16 protein-coding genes are annotated in these 16953 nt (G+C 42.3%); 5 read left to right on the plus strand and 11 right to left on the minus strand.

What is annotated here, in order from left to right; all coding sequences use genetic code 11:
• Positions 1-14 precede the first annotated feature (14 nt).
• Positions 15-449: a YugN family protein gene (locus tag MHZ95_RS17235; RefSeq protein WP_239392030.1), complete on the minus strand. Its 435-nt coding sequence runs from the start codon at positions 447-449 to the stop codon at positions 15-17.
• Between the two features lie 177 nt (positions 450-626).
• Between MHZ95_RS17235 and MHZ95_RS17240 the strand changes: the two genes are divergently transcribed.
• Together MHZ95_RS17240 and MHZ95_RS17245 are read left to right on the plus strand one after the other, a co-directional pair.
• Positions 627-1115, plus strand: coding sequence for a DUF2243 domain-containing protein (locus tag MHZ95_RS17240; RefSeq protein ID WP_239392031.1), 489 nt, complete (start codon positions 627-629; stop codon positions 1113-1115).
• Complete coding sequence (locus MHZ95_RS17245; protein ID WP_239392032.1) at positions 1105-1926, plus strand: cytochrome c oxidase assembly protein; 822 nt, start codon at positions 1105-1107, stop codon at positions 1924-1926. The genes MHZ95_RS17240 and MHZ95_RS17245 overlap by 11 nt, the downstream gene beginning before the upstream one ends.
• 96 nt (positions 1927-2022) lie before the next feature.
• Here MHZ95_RS17245 and MHZ95_RS17250 read toward each other — a convergent pair whose 3' ends face one another.
• Positions 2023-2538 carry a hypothetical protein gene (locus MHZ95_RS17250; protein WP_239392033.1) on the minus strand — a complete coding sequence of 172 codons (516 nt, stop codon included), beginning with the start codon at positions 2536-2538 and terminating at the stop codon, positions 2023-2025.
• Between the two features lie 189 nt (positions 2539-2727).
• On the opposite strand from MHZ95_RS17250, the gene MHZ95_RS17255 reads away from it, so the two are divergent.
• Positions 2728-3675, plus strand: coding sequence for a nucleoside hydrolase (locus MHZ95_RS17255; protein WP_239392034.1), 948 nt, complete (start codon positions 2728-2730; stop codon positions 3673-3675).
• A 26-nt stretch (positions 3676-3701) separates the two neighbouring features.
• Here MHZ95_RS17255 and MHZ95_RS17260 read toward each other — a convergent pair whose 3' ends face one another.
• The 9 genes from MHZ95_RS17260 to MHZ95_RS17300 form a co-directional block, all read right to left on the minus strand.
• The gene (locus tag MHZ95_RS17260) at positions 3702-4826 is read right to left on the minus strand and encodes a Ger(x)C family spore germination protein (protein ID WP_239392035.1); all 1125 of its coding nucleotides are present in this window, start codon (positions 4824-4826) and stop codon (positions 3702-3704) included.
• Positions 4823-5935 carry a GerAB/ArcD/ProY family transporter gene (locus tag MHZ95_RS17265; protein ID WP_239392036.1) on the minus strand — a complete coding sequence of 371 codons (1113 nt, stop codon included), beginning with the start codon at positions 5933-5935 and terminating at the stop codon, positions 4823-4825. Before MHZ95_RS17265 ends, MHZ95_RS17260 begins: the two co-directional genes overlap by 4 nt.
• Positions 5936-7471 carry a spore germination protein gene (locus tag MHZ95_RS17270; RefSeq protein WP_239392037.1) on the minus strand — a complete coding sequence of 512 codons (1536 nt, stop codon included), beginning with the start codon at positions 7469-7471 and terminating at the stop codon, positions 5936-5938. It lies immediately after the preceding gene.
• A gap of 242 nt (positions 7472-7713) precedes the next feature.
• Positions 7714-8055 (minus strand): DUF3889 domain-containing protein, encoded by a 342-nt coding sequence (locus tag MHZ95_RS17275; protein ID WP_239392038.1) that lies wholly within the window; start codon positions 8053-8055, stop codon positions 7714-7716.
• 6 nt (positions 8056-8061) lie between these two features.
• Entirely contained in the window at positions 8062-8844 is a 783-nt protein-coding gene (locus tag MHZ95_RS17280) for a YqhG family protein (RefSeq protein ID WP_239392039.1), read from the minus strand.
• A gap of 332 nt (positions 8845-9176) precedes the next feature.
• Positions 9177-10709 (minus strand): DEAD/DEAH box helicase, encoded by a 1533-nt coding sequence (locus tag MHZ95_RS17285; protein ID WP_239392040.1) that lies wholly within the window; start codon positions 10707-10709, stop codon positions 9177-9179.
• Between the two features lie 212 nt (positions 10710-10921).
• The gene (locus tag MHZ95_RS17290) at positions 10922-12076 is read right to left on the minus strand and encodes a Ger(x)C family spore germination protein (RefSeq protein ID WP_239392041.1); all 1155 of its coding nucleotides are present in this window, start codon (positions 12074-12076) and stop codon (positions 10922-10924) included.
• The gene (locus tag MHZ95_RS17295) at positions 12069-13526 is read right to left on the minus strand and encodes a spore germination protein (RefSeq protein WP_239392042.1); all 1458 of its coding nucleotides are present in this window, start codon (positions 13524-13526) and stop codon (positions 12069-12071) included. The genes MHZ95_RS17290 and MHZ95_RS17295 overlap by 8 nt, the downstream gene beginning before the upstream one ends.
• Before the next feature lie 27 nt (positions 13527-13553).
• Complete coding sequence (locus MHZ95_RS17300) at positions 13554-14648, minus strand: GerAB/ArcD/ProY family transporter (protein WP_239392043.1); 1095 nt, start codon at positions 14646-14648, stop codon at positions 13554-13556.
• Between the two features lie 346 nt (positions 14649-14994).
• Between MHZ95_RS17300 and MHZ95_RS17305 the strand changes: the two genes are divergently transcribed.
• Positions 14995-15300, plus strand: coding sequence for a monooxygenase (locus MHZ95_RS17305; protein ID WP_239392044.1), 306 nt, complete (start codon positions 14995-14997; stop codon positions 15298-15300).
• Between the two features lie 175 nt (positions 15301-15475).
• Positions 15476-16885, plus strand: a complete 1410-nt coding sequence (locus MHZ95_RS17310) for a tyrosine phenol-lyase (protein WP_239392045.1) — start codon at positions 15476-15478, stop codon at positions 16883-16885.
• Positions 16886-16953: the final 68 nt, after the last annotated feature.

Below are 16953 nucleotides of genomic sequence, written 5' to 3' on the forward strand. Positions count from 1 at the left end.
ACAAAGCGTACCCGTCAACTAGATTTCAAGAGCTGCTGCGCATGCATACAATCCACTAAATTTTCCACGGCGACTTCGCCTGCATGGATCCATCTGTTTTTATCGATGATTGTCCCGTCGGTATCAATCGGTTGCTGGAATTGGCTAAAACCAGTTGCGTCCAGCAAAGAACTTTCGTCACGATCTAGGCCGACATGCACAACATGCTTGATAATATAAGGCGTACCAAATTTAATGGAAGCATCATGATCATCCAACTCCCCTTCCGTGACGATAAAAGGGATTCGGATATAAATGGTCTCCCCCTCTTCCCGGCATAACATATGATCAAAACAGCCTTTATGATAATCCCAGTTTCCGCCCAAGTGATAACCGAGCTCCCGAATACAATTGCTGACAACTCCGAAAGAGGCAATTTGCCCTTCAAGCTCTGTTTGTAATGTCAACATGATTATTCCTCCTCCTAACTTGATTGCTTATACAGCATTCACAAAAGAGGGAGGAGAAATACCAAATAAGTTGAGCTTACGACATTCTACATTCCGTCTCTCTCCGCGTTTACCAATATCCACTCACGGCTATACTTGGGGTAAGCATTGGATTTTAAATAGGATGGAGGTAAAAAGATGAAGTCCGCACAAAACAAAGCAACGTTTGCACGCCGAAATCTTTGGTCCGGCATCCTGTTCGGTTTAGGTTTTGTCGCTTTTCTTGACGAAACGCTATTCCACCAACTGCTCCATTGGCATAAATTTTACGACAAATCGACGGTTGCGGTCGGTCTTGTTTCGGATGGACTGTTTCACGCATTCAGCTGGTTTGCGACCGTCGGAGGGTTATTCCTAGTCGCTGATCTACGCCGGCGTGATGCATTGTGGCATAAGATGTGGTGGGGAGGAAAATTGCTGGGTGCCGGAGCTTTCCAACTATATGACGGAACAATTCAGCATAAGCTCATGCGTATCCACCAAATCCGTTACAATGTGAATATTTTACCGTATGACCTAGTGTGGAATATTTCCGCAGCAATCATGATCATTATCGGCATTGCGCTTATCATCCAAGCGAAACGCGATCACCTTCAAGGGAGAGGGGCTTTTTCCCGTGCAGCATGAGCCAGACAACCATACGTCCTTCCTCTTTACCGATCTGCTTTTTGGAATTCCCGCACTGTTGGCAATCGCTCTTTACATCGGGGCTGTTATGACAACCAATCAGCGGAATCACCTCCGGAAATGGCCCGGTATGCGTACGATTTCCTTTGTCGCGGGTGTGCTTTTGGCTGCCACCGCATTAATTGGCCCACTTGCCCGTCAGTCCCACTCGGAATTCACGGCACATATGATGGGGCATCTACTACTTGGTATGCTCGCTCCATTGCTCGTTGCACTCTCTGCTCCTGTGACATTGTTGCTGCGCACACTCCATGTCCGTACAGCAAGAAAACTGAGCCGACTGTTACAACGTCGACCCATCCGATTCTTTACACATCCGATCGTCGCGTCTTTCTTGAACATTGGCGGGTTATGGCTTCTCTATACAACTAGTCTATATACAGCAATGCATACAAACCTTCTCCTTCATATTTTCGTGCATATTCATGTTTTCATAGCCGGATATTTATTCACCATTTCCTTGCTCTATATAGATCCCGTCTCCCACCGTTTCAGTTTCCAGTACAGGACCATCGTCTTTATCTTTGCACTGGCCGGTCATGGGATCCTATCCAAATTCATCTACGCGTATCCGCCGGAAGGTGTTGCGGTAGATCAAGCAAGAAGCGGTGCCCTGCTGATGTATTATGGCGGAGATGCGGTCGACCTGCTGCTGATTTTTATCCTATTCAGGCACTGGTACAAATCAACCCGTCCACGTACTCGCGCTACTATTGACCGTGAATACCGTAAAGCCGATCATGCAATATAAAGAAAGGGACAACTTTGTCATATTGTGCATGATATGACAAAGCTGTCCCGGTTTCCAAGTTCTCTCCTGCTTCAATGGAGTTCGATAACGAAATGATTAGATTTGATCCAACACTTCCACTGTTTTCAATACATGATAAAGAAAATCTGGAATGTCCTCCATATGCTCCTCATTAATTTTCTCCTTGAATTTCAGTTCAATGTTATTCAAGTAATTTGACGAATCTTGCCCGTATTCAAAGCTCAGTGTTTGTGTGAGTTCGATATCATCTTCCCAAATCGTGTTTAGGGCTTGTTCGATCTGATTGCACTGAGTTTTTACATGTTGAACACGCTTCATAAATCGAAGGCATAAAGCACAACCTAGGTTTTCTCCCGGCATTTCTAATAGCTCGCCTGCTAACTCTCTCAGCGAAGCCGTTAAACTAATTTCTGCCGTCATGTTATTTAGACCAACTACCTTAAATTGAATGGCAAAATCCCTTGCAAGAACAGCCAAATCCATTCGATCCATCCGATTCGTAATCGTGATTTTCTGGTCTAAATTATCTAAATCATAGACGTGATTTTCAAAAGCCACCTTCAAGTTCTCAAAAACTGTTGGATCATACATAAGGATTCCTCCCATTGCAATTTCATTTCAGGTGAATTCCCTGACTACCTTCTATATGTTTTTATTTCTCCGATCTTTTGAATGATTTTACCATTGACATCGACTGAGACCGGGAACCACTTTAATCATAAACTTGATATAGTTGGCAATACAATAGGTTTAATGTAAATGATTCAAGGGAGGGGTTTCGTGGCCAAAAAGGTGTTATTATTCGGGGATATCGGGATTGACGATACAGTTGCTTTAATGTATGCCCATTTGAATGAAGAGATTGATATCGTTGGGGTGGTGGCCGATTATGGGAATGTGTCTAGGGAAGACGCACTCACCAATATCCATTATCTATTCAATGTCTTGAATTTCCCGGCAGGCATCCCGATTATCGGCGGGGCAGAAATTCCCTTGACTGCGGAACAACCTACTTACTATCCAGAGATACACGGCGTACATGGCCTAGGTCCCATCGTGCCCAATGACCGGGAAATTGTCATCGAAAACTTCCTGGAAATCGTACATATCATTCAGCAGTATAAAGATGAGTTGATCGTCGTGAATATCGGTCGTCTGACTTCGCTTGCCACGATGTTTATTCTATATAAAGAATTGATGGGGAATATGAAGGAATTTTATTTGATGGGAGGAGCATTTGGGGTACCTGGAAATGTAACACCTGTCGCGGAAGCGAACTTCCACGCAGATCCGATTGCTGTAAAAATCGTGCTTTCCTATGCCGATAACGTTACCATCATTCCATTGAACGCTACACAAAAAGCGATTGTCACCCCCGAAATGATTGATTATATTGACCACTTTGGCAAAGCGAAAATCTTCAAGCCTTTGATGGATTTTTATACGGAATTTTATCAAGAACGGGATCCGACGCTTCCAGGAAGTCCTGTTCATGATGCGCTGACACTGATGGCGGTCGTCCATCCTGAAATGCTGACATTCCAGTTCTATCCGGTTGAAATCGGGCAACAGCTAGAAGGACTGACAAGGAGGCTCAGCATTGCCGATACTCGCCTCTCCGCCGAAACGGTTAACAATCAACAGAGACATCGCATCGCATTCGACTTGGATTATAAACAATTTTTTCATCACTTCCTATCAGTCATGATGGGCGAACAATCTGGGTAAGACCGTTCAACCAAATCGCCGCTCGATTATTCAAATATCCCACTTCTTAGCAGAGTAACATCAAAATCGATGTTCACTTTCATTTCCTTGAACATCGCATGCCATTTCTCTTCGGTCAGTTCAGAATGACGCACCGAGCTTCGGTAGAATTCACCAAATCCAAAAACATCTGAACCGATTTCTTGACAGTCTGCTATCACCCTTGAAAGTTCGGCTGACAGGCCAGTGCCGATTACCTTTTCAAGTTCTTCCGCATTTTTAACTTCTCCCACATTAATATTCGGTTTTATTTCCAATAGTCTTACTTGCACGGTAATATGCAAATCGAATTCAGGGGTTGTCGGATTGACTAGCTTCACATCTTTGCGCGTTTTGATCGGATCGAATACCACATTAATTTCATCAGGGGGATCTTTCAGTAAAGAGGTGGGCAGATCCTCCCCTTTGAGTTTCATTTCATACGATCCCGCGTGATAATTATCTCGCATGAGCTTCACGTAAAAACTATCTTCAACAGAAAGTTTTCCGACCATTTTGTCCCTTCTGAATAAGGCGATTCCGGAAATTTCAATTAACTCCTCATCTCTGTTCAAGAGGGGGATTGCAACATCCCTACCCACAGAATAATAATCATGGGCCACTTCATGAAGCGTGGATGAAACCACCTGCTCACTTGCAATGTTCTGTTTCAGCAATTTATAAATATGTTCGCCAATGTCATCGATTTCAGGATACGGGTATTCCAGCATCGGTCTCGTCTCCCCCTCAACCACTGCCAAAAGCATCGCTCCGCTTATCGTAGAATTTCTCAACGAAGTTTCAATGTTATGTCCAATGCCTGCACTAGCAAACTCTTCACCGAATAAAACCCCTCTCAATTGTCCAGACATGATTTTTTCTGCTGCCCTATTATTGACTTTTGCACGTGTTCCTTGGGTTGTTGCATTTTCAGCGGTAATGATGGCCACTTTACTTTGTAATTCCGTGCTCACTTGGCGTACAACTGCTGTCGTCTCCACAGCTTCCTCTTTCCCAAAATCATAGCCGACCAATGTGACCAAGCCTACTCTTTCAAGAAGTTTCGTTTCTGCACAAGCAGCCAAACCAACGCAGAGAAATAGCGATAGTAAAATAACACAACATTTTTTCATTCTATTTGCTCCTTATGCGATTTAAATTTCTTTTTCGCTACCGCCAAAACATACAAGAGGATCGGGTAAACAAAAACAATATAAAACGCCACCTGGCTATAATAATCATTGAACGTATTAATTTGAGGCCGGGTTTTAAACATGAAACTCACACCAAAAATGATCAGCGAGAATAGCCAGACGAATTTATTTGCACTGACTTTTACGAGTCTTTTTGCTCCTCGAAAAGCTGACCATATGAACAGGCAAAGATTCGGCAAAATGATTAGTAGCCAAAAACAGACCACAAAATACTCTATTCGTTCTATGAATGGAAATTTAACAACCCCGAATAAAGTTAAGGTCGCCCAGATGGTTTTTGTCAATTGTGCCCCACTGAAATAAGTTAACGTAACCAACATGACGGCTAGGTAAATCAAGGTCGTCACGAACAATCCGAGATGAACATGTTTTTTCGCCTTCTCTTTATCCTTGACAAAAGGATAAATCACATAGAGGATTTCAAATCCGATCACCGTAAAGGTCATGGAATGTACCCCTTTTAGTATCTCACTAAAATCGGAATCTAAAATGGGAAGAAGACTTCTCGGCTCTATAAACTTCATCGGAAAAGCCAACATCGGGAATAGCCATATGGAAAGGACGGCGCTAAAAAAAGAAACGCCCACAATAACCCGCAGGCCGCCCGTAAACGCATACATCACGATCAACAGCAATGAAACCGTAAGAAACCATGTATTCAAATCTGGAAAAACCCATGTTTGTACGACCTCGATATAATTCCTCAACACAGCGAAAAAGGCAACTGAACAGTAAGAAATATAGATGATATTAAAAAAATTTCCAATCCATTTCCCGAATATATCCTGATGAATACCGTATAAGTCATTTGAACCGTATATTTCTAAGGTCTTCAGCATGAAAATGGCGATGATATGCGTGGCAAGTCCCGCAAGTATGACAGAAATCCATGCATCCTGTTTTGCATCCTGGTAAATAATCCGCTGAAAGCCATGGATTCCGACCCCGATTTGCGCGCCATGAACGATGAAAAAAAGTAAAAAAGCAGATATCGTATCACTGGGACCAATTTGCACAGAATTTTTCACTTATGTCACCTTCTGTTCATCGTTCTCGGGATTTATCGGTTCAGGCTCATATTTGTTTTTATCCTCTGGTCTGGTATTTGAAGGTCTCTTAAATGTAAATGGCAAGGGTAATCTGACAAGACTATCCCGCCAATCGATCAGTCTTGGCGGATAAAAAGGAGCTGTATAAGGGGAACCCAAACTGGATTGGCGCAACAGTTCGATCATGATGCAACAGAATCCAAGCATAATGCCGTAAAAGCCCCAAAGCCCCGCCACTAGGATTAACGGGAACCGGATGAGCCGGATGACGTTGCCCATCATATAACTGGGTGTAGTAAAAGATGACAATGCCCCCAAAGCGATAATGATAATTAAAATATTACTCGTAATGCCTGCTTGTACCGCTGCAGTCCCGATGACAATACCCCCAACAATACCGATGGTTTGACCCACTTTCGACGGTAATCGGACCCCCGCTTCCCGGAGCAGCTCAATAATCATTTCCAGCAGCAGTGCTTCGAACAATGGGGGAAAAGGAACCAACGCTCTTGATTCGCTCAGCGGGACTACGAGAGTTTGCGGAATAACTTCATAATGATATGTCAAAGCCGCTACATACATAGGTGTTAAAAACACTGATAGGACGACTGCACTGAATCGTAATAACCGGACAAACGTAGCAATCTGCCATCTTAGATTTTGATCTTCCTGACTTTGAAAGAACTCTAGAAAGGTGTGTGGGCAAACGATCGCAAGAGAACTACCGTCTACGATGAGCCCTAATTTTCCGTTCAATAATTCTGCACAAAGCTTATCCGGTCTTTCCGTTAATAACATCTGTGGAAAAATCGATAATGAGTTGTCATCGATCATTTGTTCAAGAATCGAACTATCTAATGCGGAATCCGTTTCAAGGTCGGTGATCCTTTGCCGAAGCGTATTCACCATTTCTTCGGAAGCAACGCCTTTTATAAATATCATTGCTATCGATGTTTTCGTTTGCTTTCCAACTTCCAAGTTTTCATTGCACAAGTTTGGGTTTTTGATATACCTCCGGATTAAGGAAATATTCGTTGACAGACTCTCATTAAACGCGACTTGGGCACCGATTACTTGGGATTCCATTTCGGGTGCTGAAAGGGCCCGCGATTCAGTAGTAGGGATATTCGCCAATACAACTTGAGTATACCCTTCCACATGGATCAACACCGTCCCATCCATCATCGCTCGGACAGCCTTTCCGGTTTCACCCTCCAATTTCACCTGGGGAATGGACAGGAAGGATAGCATATATTGCGGTGATTGAAACGGGTATTTTAACAATTCCTTTAGGACATGCTGTTTTAGCGTCTGGTTATCCACGAGGTTATCTATATAAAAGAGCGTAAGATTCGGAGGAATCGATTTGACAACTAAATCAGATGTATTGTGGACCGCGTCTCTTACCGACTGAATAAATTCATCCGTTGAATCGGACACGGCGGATCCAGTATGGTCACTTTCTATGGCAGAAGATTGTTGGGTGGAAGCAAGTTCGGATTTTTTTTCAGACATTGAACGTACCTCCTTACGTACTTTGTAGGTAGCATTGACTTCACGGGTGGCATTTATGCGCCTCTTTTCTATTTCAGGCATTGGTTTACGATTGTTTCACAATGAAAAGAAGACACCTATACCGCTACGATGTAGAACGACAAATCGGCATCGACAGGCAGAACAAGTATCCTCTATCAAGATATTTCGCGATACTTCCAAGTCTTTAATCGGGCTACGTAGAATTCCCTCACGATGACAAATCATCTATCCGTTTCTTCAAATTCAATTCGTATGACTTCCTCTGATTCGGTTGAGAACTCGATCGTGACAAACACACCGAATTCGCGGTCGCCTTCTTTTAACCAAAGCTTGAATTTTTCAATGGTTGAATTCCCTTGGGCGTGACGCCCTTCATGCAAATAGTCCAGGATATGGGCATGGGGATATTTTGCTTGTACTTCTTTTACGGCAAGCCTTCCCCATTTCGCATAGGCCGGGACTTCCTGTTGCACAGACGCCGCCAACGGCATAGGCGGAGTGATTACCCAAACGACCATCAATAAGCCGAGTGCTATACATGTTTTGCGTAAGATGATGTCCATCTCCTTTCATTTCAAATAAAACAGTCCCCCACCGATAATATCGATTTTAATGTGGGCTTCGTATTGTCGGGCCAACGCTTCTTTCTCGATTTCATAACTTTCCGGTCTGTTGTCAACTCCTTCATAGAAAAACTCTAAAACGGCCAAATCCTTTTCCCATCTCTTTTTTGCTTCCTCCGCCCAAGTATGGTCATCTTGCTGGATGTGCTGTTCGATGAGCGCATCCAAACGTTCGAGTGCACGGAGCGGGGTGATAATATATGGCAATTGAAAGCTGTTGGCGGATACTGTCGCTGTCAAATCCTTTTCCAGTAAGGATTCATGAAAACCATCCCTGATTTCTCCGGTCATCAAATTGATCCCTAACGAATACAGCCTTTCTTTTGTTTGATCGCAATAGTAGGCAATCTTATAGTTCACGCCTAACCAAGGCGTCAAAATTGGTTGTACGTTCGGATTCACTTCCGTCCGCTCATACATCTGCACAAAAGCGCCGAGCTCATTCGTCACTTGAAAGAGCTGATGGAGACGGGGAGAACCGAAATGGATCACTTCCCCCCTAACGTTTTCCACCAATTGGTTTTTGTCGGTGATGAATGTCAATTGTGCCGGATTCGGTTCTTCCCCCGTACTCTCCACGTACTGCCAATAATACGGACGGTTCATAATTCTTTTATCCATCTCAATCGTCAGTTGGACGATTAAATAATGCGGGTGGTGACTTAAAATCGGGCATTGGTTCTCTTTGAAAAATTGCTGCATATACGTGTGGATCTGTTGCGGATACATAATGCACTCTCCTCATCAATTACGCCTCGGCGTAATTGCGTCCAGATTTTGAATTGAGCAAAGCTCAATTAACTCCTTTCAAAATCTGTGACATCCGCCGGAGGCTTGGGTCAACAGGATGTTGGTCACTCAGGCATTGCCAATCAAACAGTGAAGGGTTTGATTTGCCGTATTTCTGCGTTTTTTGCAGAAATTAAGGCACTTTCATTCAGGACGCGTTGTTCTTAGCCTGAGTTCCTCTTTTCAGCCGGGGCTTGAACTCCTCAGAATTAAATGTATTTCTTCCATTCATCCTGCCACTTATAGAAGAAGGGAACTTCCGCTGAAACAAGTTAAATGGTCTCTTTATAAGCGGATAATATATCATCCAGCTCCCCGACCACTTGTTCAAAAACGCCAATTTTCTTATAAAGTAAATCCAAAATATGGTCCTCGATTGTATCCTGAATAGCCAAATTGTAAATATGGACGTCCTGCGTCTGTCCCAACCGATGGACACGTCCAATCCGTTGTTCCAATTTCATCGGATTCCAAGGCAGGTCATAGTTGATAACATGATGGCAAAATTGCAGGTTGATCCCTTCACTACCAGACTCCGTAGCAATCAATACTTGCGCTCGGTCCTTGAATAGTTGCTTCATCCAATCGCGTTTACTTTTGCTAAATTGTCCATTGAACAGCACACTCGTAATGCCTTTTTTATGGAGATACCATTGCAGATAGATCTGACTAGCCCGATATTCAGTGAAAAGGATAACCTTATCATTTGCCTGTGTAATGATTTCATAAGCTTTTTCCGCTTTTGAATTGATTTCCAATGCAGCCATTTTTTCAATAATGCGATCCATATACGCCGCATCTTCCGGCTGAGTGCTTTTTTCCCGCATTTTCTCTAAAGTGACGTAAGCGGCTTCTTTGCTGCTGCACATCTCCCGTTGGAGCGTCATAGTCGAGAAAGCATCTGAAAAGTCCGGAGAAACATGTTTCAGTTCCGATAGTAAGTCATATACTTCTTTTTCTTCGGGCGTAAAGTCGATCGGGAGTATTTGGACATGCCGGTTCGTCCATTCAATGCCTGTATCCTGCCTCCGATTTCGGACCATCACTTGATTGACCAATTCTCGTAAAAATTCTTCTTGGTCCACATGATACTCCCCGGAGGAAAAGAGCGATTGAAACGTCTCATAATTGCCAAGATGTCCCGGTTTCAGCAAAGAAATGAGGTAAAACAATTCCTGCACATTGTTTTGAATCGGTGTAGCCGTCAGTAATAAAAAAAATTTCTTCTTCAAATGCTGGACGAATTCATAATTCTTCGTTTTATGATTTTTTAATTTATGTGCCTCATCAACGACGATTAAATCAAAATTTTGCGCGTAAATATTTTCTTTATGGGGGCTTCTTTTCGCCATATCCATACTCATGACGACAATTTGACAATGGTTTAAATCGTAATTTTTTCGATACGGTATCGCTGGGATATGAAATTTCCGATTCATTTCATCCACCCATTGGTTGACCAGTGAAGACGGAACTAAAATCAGCGCTTTTTTCACGAGCCCCCGAATGAGATACTCTTTCAAAATCAAACCCGCTTCAATCGTTTTACCAAGTCCGACTTCATCCGCCAAAATCGCTTTGCCGTTCATCCGTTCAATGACCGTTTCAGCCGCTTCCAATTGATGAGGAAGCGCCTTTAAATTAGGCAAATACTTGGGACATTGAAGACCATGGAAATCGGTGATCAAGTTCGATTGCGCCACATCATAACTCATCTTATATAAAGTCCAATTTCCCCAAGGCTCACGGTCCTCTAACCGTTCGACCAAGCCTTCTTTCCATTCGGACGATCTTTCAATGATCATCAACATCACCTCACACAACTGATCTCTTACTTACTAATATGTCCAGAAAAAGCTATTTCTATGTAATTCATATCTTTCTTTTGCTGCACACTTTCCGGAAAACTACAAAAAAGCCAAACCTCAATATCCATAAGGCTTGACTCCAACTAGCCGCTCTCGTAACTGTAGTAATTCGCAAACAGATTATGATTCGTATGGGAAATAGGAAAAATTCATTTCTCAATGGTTTCCCTTAATGATTTCCTACTCGATTCAATCTTTTCAACTTTTACGTTAAGATTGTGAATCGAATCTTTGGTTAATTCAACTTTCCCATCTTTTTGTATTCTTTTCCATGTCTTTACGTCTTTCCGATATAATTGCTCCGATAAGCGATAAATATCCACATCATGTTTTAGGCCTTCTTCATACGTAGTCTCGATTTCATTTTTAATCTGTTTTACAGTTTCCTTTCTAATCTCATTAGGCGTTATTTTCCCTTCAATATCACTGACCGTAACATCCACCCTTACATCAATATCGAATGTCACATTGTCATTTTCCACAATCGGTTTCACCTTTACCTTAAGTTTATCAATGATCACGGTGAGGTAATGTTGTTCACCCGACTTCAAATTTACAGTCACTTCTCCCCTTTTCGTTGCATTCGTCATCCACTGCAAGCCATTGACTTTTTCTTTTGTGATAAAACCTTTAAATTGAGTTGGAGTGATAACGCCCACTCCTGTTAGTGTGGCTGAAGTATTCGGACCTTCTATCGTTTCCCAATTTTCAGTGACGGAAACATACGGAATACGTGCTTCATAACTTGGTTCATTCAGTGCAATGATCAATTTACGAAAATTGAGGGGTTCAATAAAGGATTCTTGCTTAAATGAGTTCCTTGGGTCGCCAAGCTTCGATAACGTTATGGCTTTATTGATGATAGGCGTCACGAGCAGTACATCTTTTACGGGGTCTTTTGTACTGTACACCCAAATTTGATATCTCGTTTCTCTATATCGTATAAAACTGTCAACAATCGAATTTACCCTCCCATTTTTCATCGCTTCTTCGGATAAAACAAGATACGAAAAATGGCCCCAAAAAACCCTCTGGTCGATGGAATGATACAATTCAAAAAATGCTTCATCCATTGTTTCTCCTGTAGCAAATCCAACCTCAGACTGAATTGCTTTGGTAACTGGTTGATCTGATTTTGCCGTATTACTGAAGTCAATAATTTGACTATATACCTTGTATTGACCATCTTCAAAATCTACACCAATCGCATGAATATAGAGCATTCTTTCAGGCTCGTTGACATCCCAGCAGCTCGTGAGAATTGGCATAAGCAAAATTAGCATAGCAATCAATTTCTTATTCATTTGTATCCTCTTTGGTCCTCGTCTTATCCTTAGGATTCAACATGCCTGGACGTTCTTTATAGTCGTTGGACGGTAATCGAAAAAGAGTAGCTTTAATAGCAGACCAATTCAAATCGGTCGCAATATTCAGGTAAGGAACACCGAAGGTTCGAATATTCGCTAAATAGAGTAACGTAAAATAAATGCACATAAAAAACCCGAAAAGACCTAAAAATGAAGTGACTAAAATGAAAATAACGCGTAATAGCCCTATTGCAGTCACAAGAGATTGATTGACTAACGTAAATGATGCAATGGTCGAAATGGCTATGATAACAATCATTGCAGGACTTGTAACACCAGCCCGAATGGCAGCATCACCGATAATCAATCCGCCGACAACACTGATTGTCCCACCAATGGCGGACGGAAGGCGTAAGCCGGCTTCTCGGAACAGTTCAAACATGAGCAGCATAAGTAGCATTTCAAGTGCCGCAGGGAGTGGTAGTCCCATATTCGATTGGACAATGGTAGCCAGTAATTGCAATGGCATCTGATTTTGGTGAAATGTCATTAAAGCGAGCCAAAACGCCGGTAGTAACAAGCCAATTCCAATGCCTAACAGACGTAATAGCCGCTCAAACGAACTAAAAAAGACCGGGGATTCATTATCTTCACTAGATTTTAAAAGTAAAAACAAATTTACAGGCGTGATCACTACATACGCAACCCCGTCCACAAGTATTAGAAATCGCCCTCTTATAAGTGATTGAACCGCATTATCGGGTCGACCTGTATAATCGACTCTAGGAAAGAGCTTGGAACTTTTATTTACCCTTTCCATTAATAAATCCCCACTAAATACAATATCAGTATCAACTTTTTCCAACCTACTTTTTATGCCATGCAAAATTTCTTTATCGGCAATATCATCAAAATAAAGAATGGCCACAGCCGTTTTTGAACGTTTTCCCAGCTCCAACTTTTCTACACATAATGAGTTCGTAGGCAATCGCTTCCGTATTAAAGCGATATTAACGGAAAGGTCTTCAATAAAGTTATCTCTAGGTCCTTTTACGAGAACTTCCATTCTTGTCTCTTCAGGACTTCGATTCGGTTTTTTAGCAATATTGCTTGAAAACAGGAGCTGATCTTCCTCAAAAAAAAGTAGCAAATGGCCCGTATACACCAGTGAAATAGCCTCTGTCATATCCTCTATTTTTTGAATATCAGGAATGTGTAATTCTTCCAGCAATGTTGCTTCTAGGGGTATCTCTTCTCGGTTATCAAAAACCAGTTGAATTCGTTGAATGATGACCTCGTTCAACAACTGCTGGTCAATCATGGCGTCACAAGTAATGAAATGCACCTTATATTGACAAAATGTATACGCTTGAAACTGCACGTCCGCTGACTTCTGAAATAGTTCTTTTAAACTGTTGATATCCATAACTGTTTCAGCCGATCGCATCGTTTTTCACCATTTTCTGTGTAAGTTTTAAGTCTCGACCTTCTTAGATGCTTTACTTGATAAGAAAGCAACAATCACGAAAACGAGGGATAAGATAAAAAAAAAGGAAAAAGTAGACGACAATAGATATTCCCCTTTAATTTTCAGAAAAAGACCGTCGTTCATAAGAAACAACACTAAATTTATGAAGAAAAATGGCGGGGCAAGCGTTTTCCAAATACGCTTTCGATTTCCCGTCATTTTCAATATGTCCGCAACCACGAATAAAATTAATCCCATTCGTATAAACGCACCCGTAAGCCATTGATAGATCGACAAAAAATCAAGATGTTCAACAAAGCGTCCAATCGCCGCAAGCCCCCATTCTTCATAAGCAGGAAATCTTTGCTTTGATGCCTCATCGGGTCCAAACTCCATAACCGCACCGTTGAGTGGACCGATTGTTAACCCCATTAAAATAAAAACCATTACCGCAAAGTGGTACCAACGTATCCGACCTTTAATGTGATGTTGTAAAAAGAGAATAAGCAGAAGCTCAACAAACCCAGAGGCGGGATAGACAATTCCTTTCAAGATAGGTTGGAACCCATGTTCGAAAAAAGGTAGCAATAACTCGTGATCCTTCACTTGTATGTTTGTAATCGCTACAAAAAATCCTAAAACAACGACTCCGGCTAGAACAACGACATTCACAATCGCAATCGTTTGTATATTCGTTGTGACCAATAAGATACAAAGAATTGTATAGATGATTAACAGAACCAACATCGGTGTTTCTGGTAAAAAGGTCGTTGTGACCCATTGCAACGTTTCCCTCATTGTAAAAGCGGCAAGGATAATCAAATAGATGGCAACAATATAAAGGATAATAGAAGAGGCAACCTTGCCGATTTTTAATTTTAACCAATCCGCAATCGGCTCTTGGTTTGATTGTTTATGAATATAAACTAACAGAAATAGCCATGGCAATATGGCGATTGTTGCTAATACGACAGACATCCATCCATCTCTTCCTACAGTTTTTAATAATGGAGGAAGAATGGTTACATGATTTTTCAACCCAATTACCGTCATCGATAGAAAAATGACATGTAGCATACTAATTGATCCGATGCCCTTCACTCGAAAACCCTCTAACATTTTTTATATGACTTATTATTGGCAAAAAGATAGAGGATTATAAGCAGTGAATTTCGATCTAAGAAGACCTCGTGCTCACGGGATGAACGATTCCCTCGCATCCAAAAAAAGAAGTGCTAACAAGGATAAATGTAGGGAAATTGAACATGTATAACACACTGCTCAAATGACGGTCTACCTTGCTGTTTGGCTACTGAAAATAGAATATCTCGGGCTCGTTTTATTTACCGGCAAAAAGGTTATGATTCGTCTGGAAAACACCATCGTGTTATTATACAAATAAGAATAAACATTGTTCTTTTTACAAGATGATTGGGGAGGTTTTTCGATGGCGTATATATTACAAGTCGATTTTAAACATGAAGGTCCTTTCGGGAATGAAATGGTTGGCGCATTTACGGATTTAGCTAACAGCATTAACGAAGAAAAGGGATTCATCTGGAAAATTTGGACAGAGAATGAGGATACGAAAGAAGCTGGCGGCATCTATTTGTTCGAAACGAAAGAAGATGCTGAGCATTATTTAGACAAACATACGAAGCGATTAAATGGATTTGGAATTGCACACGTCAACGGGAAAATTTTCAAAGCAAACGACTCCTTAACGACGATCAATCAAGGTCCCGTGCAATAACGAACAGATTAGTTGATGAAGCCATCAAGCCCATGTACCTTTTCGAGGACTGGGCTATTTTTTTATCCTTTCTTGAACCGTGAGGATACGCTTTCAGAATAATGAATGAGCAAGTCGTAACTTCCATGTCTCAACGATATATTGTAGATAGGAACTGATGAAAGGGGATATAGAAATGAAAAGGAGAACTGCGGAACCCTTCAAAATTAAAACTGTGGAAACATTGGCGATGCTCTCATATGAGGAAAGAAAACAAGCGCTTCGCCAAGCTGGCTATAATACATTTCTCATCGACTCGACAGATGTCTATATCGATTTATTGACAGACAGTGGGACGACCGCAATGAGCGATGCACAATGGGGTGCGTTGATGACTGGCGATGAAGCGTATGCAGGAAGCAAAAGCTGGAAGAAGTTAGAAAAAGCGGTGCGCGACGTCTATGGCTATCAATTTGTCCTGCCCACCCACCAAGGACGTGGAGCGGAAAATATCTTATCCCAACTCAAAATTCAAAAAGGCGATTACGTCCCGGGGAATATGTACTTTACAACGACACGGGCCCATCAGGAGATGAACGGTGCTACATTTGTCGATATCATTATTGATGAAGCACATGATCCTACCATTGAGCATCCGTTTAAAGGAAATGTCGATTTGGCTAAATTGCAGCGGCTAATCGATGATGTGGGTGCAGAGAAAATCCCATATGTCTGCCTAGCGGTAACCGTCAATCTTGCCGGAGGGCAACCCGTCAGCATGGAAAATATGAAAGAGGTTTACGCACTATGCCAAAAGCACGGCATCGATGTTATGCTCGATGCGACGCGCTGTGTCGAAAACGCCTTCTTCATCAAAGAACGGGAAGCCGGGCATGCGAACCGGTCGATTGCAGCGATTTTAAAAGAAATGATGTCCTACTCAGATGGCTGCACGATGAGCGGTAAAAAAGATTGCCTCGTCAATATCGGCGGTTTCCTGGCGATGAATGATGAAGACTTGTATATACGATCACGTGAGCTGGTTGTCGTGTATGAAGGGATGCCTTCTTATGGCGGAATGGCAGGACGTGATATGGAAGCGATGGCGATCGGCATCCGGGAAGCGGTCGACGATTATTATATCGAGCATCGGATCGGGCAAGTTCGCCATCTCGGCCAACAGCTCATTGACGCTGGAATTCCAGTCGTCAAACCGATAGGCGGGCATGCTGTATTTTTGGACGCACGCGCCTTCCTCCCTCATTTAAGCCAAGAAGAATTCCCTGCCCAAGCGCTTGCCGCCGCCCTTTACTTGGATTCCGGGGTACGGAGCATGGAACGGGGAATTGTTTCGGCTGGACGCGACATCACAACAGGCAACCATAATAAGCCCAATCTGGAACTCGTCCGCCTCACCATCCCCCGCCGGGTATATACGAATAATCATATGGATGTGGTCGTAGATTCAATTGTAGATCTGTATGAAAAACGGGATGCCATTTGCGGATTGCAGATGGATTACGAACCGCCTACCCTCCGCTTCTTCAATGCCCGGTTTTCTCCGTTGTCGGCAACTGGCGAACTGATCAGCGGGGATCATAAATAAACATCCATACCAAAAACATAGGAACCCCGTCATTGGATTTCCTATGTTTTTGCATGGAAGAAATTTTT

This window comes from Sporosarcina sp. ACRSM (assembly GCF_022346545.1).
Lineage (GTDB): Bacteria > Bacillota > Bacilli > Bacillales_A > Planococcaceae > Sporosarcina.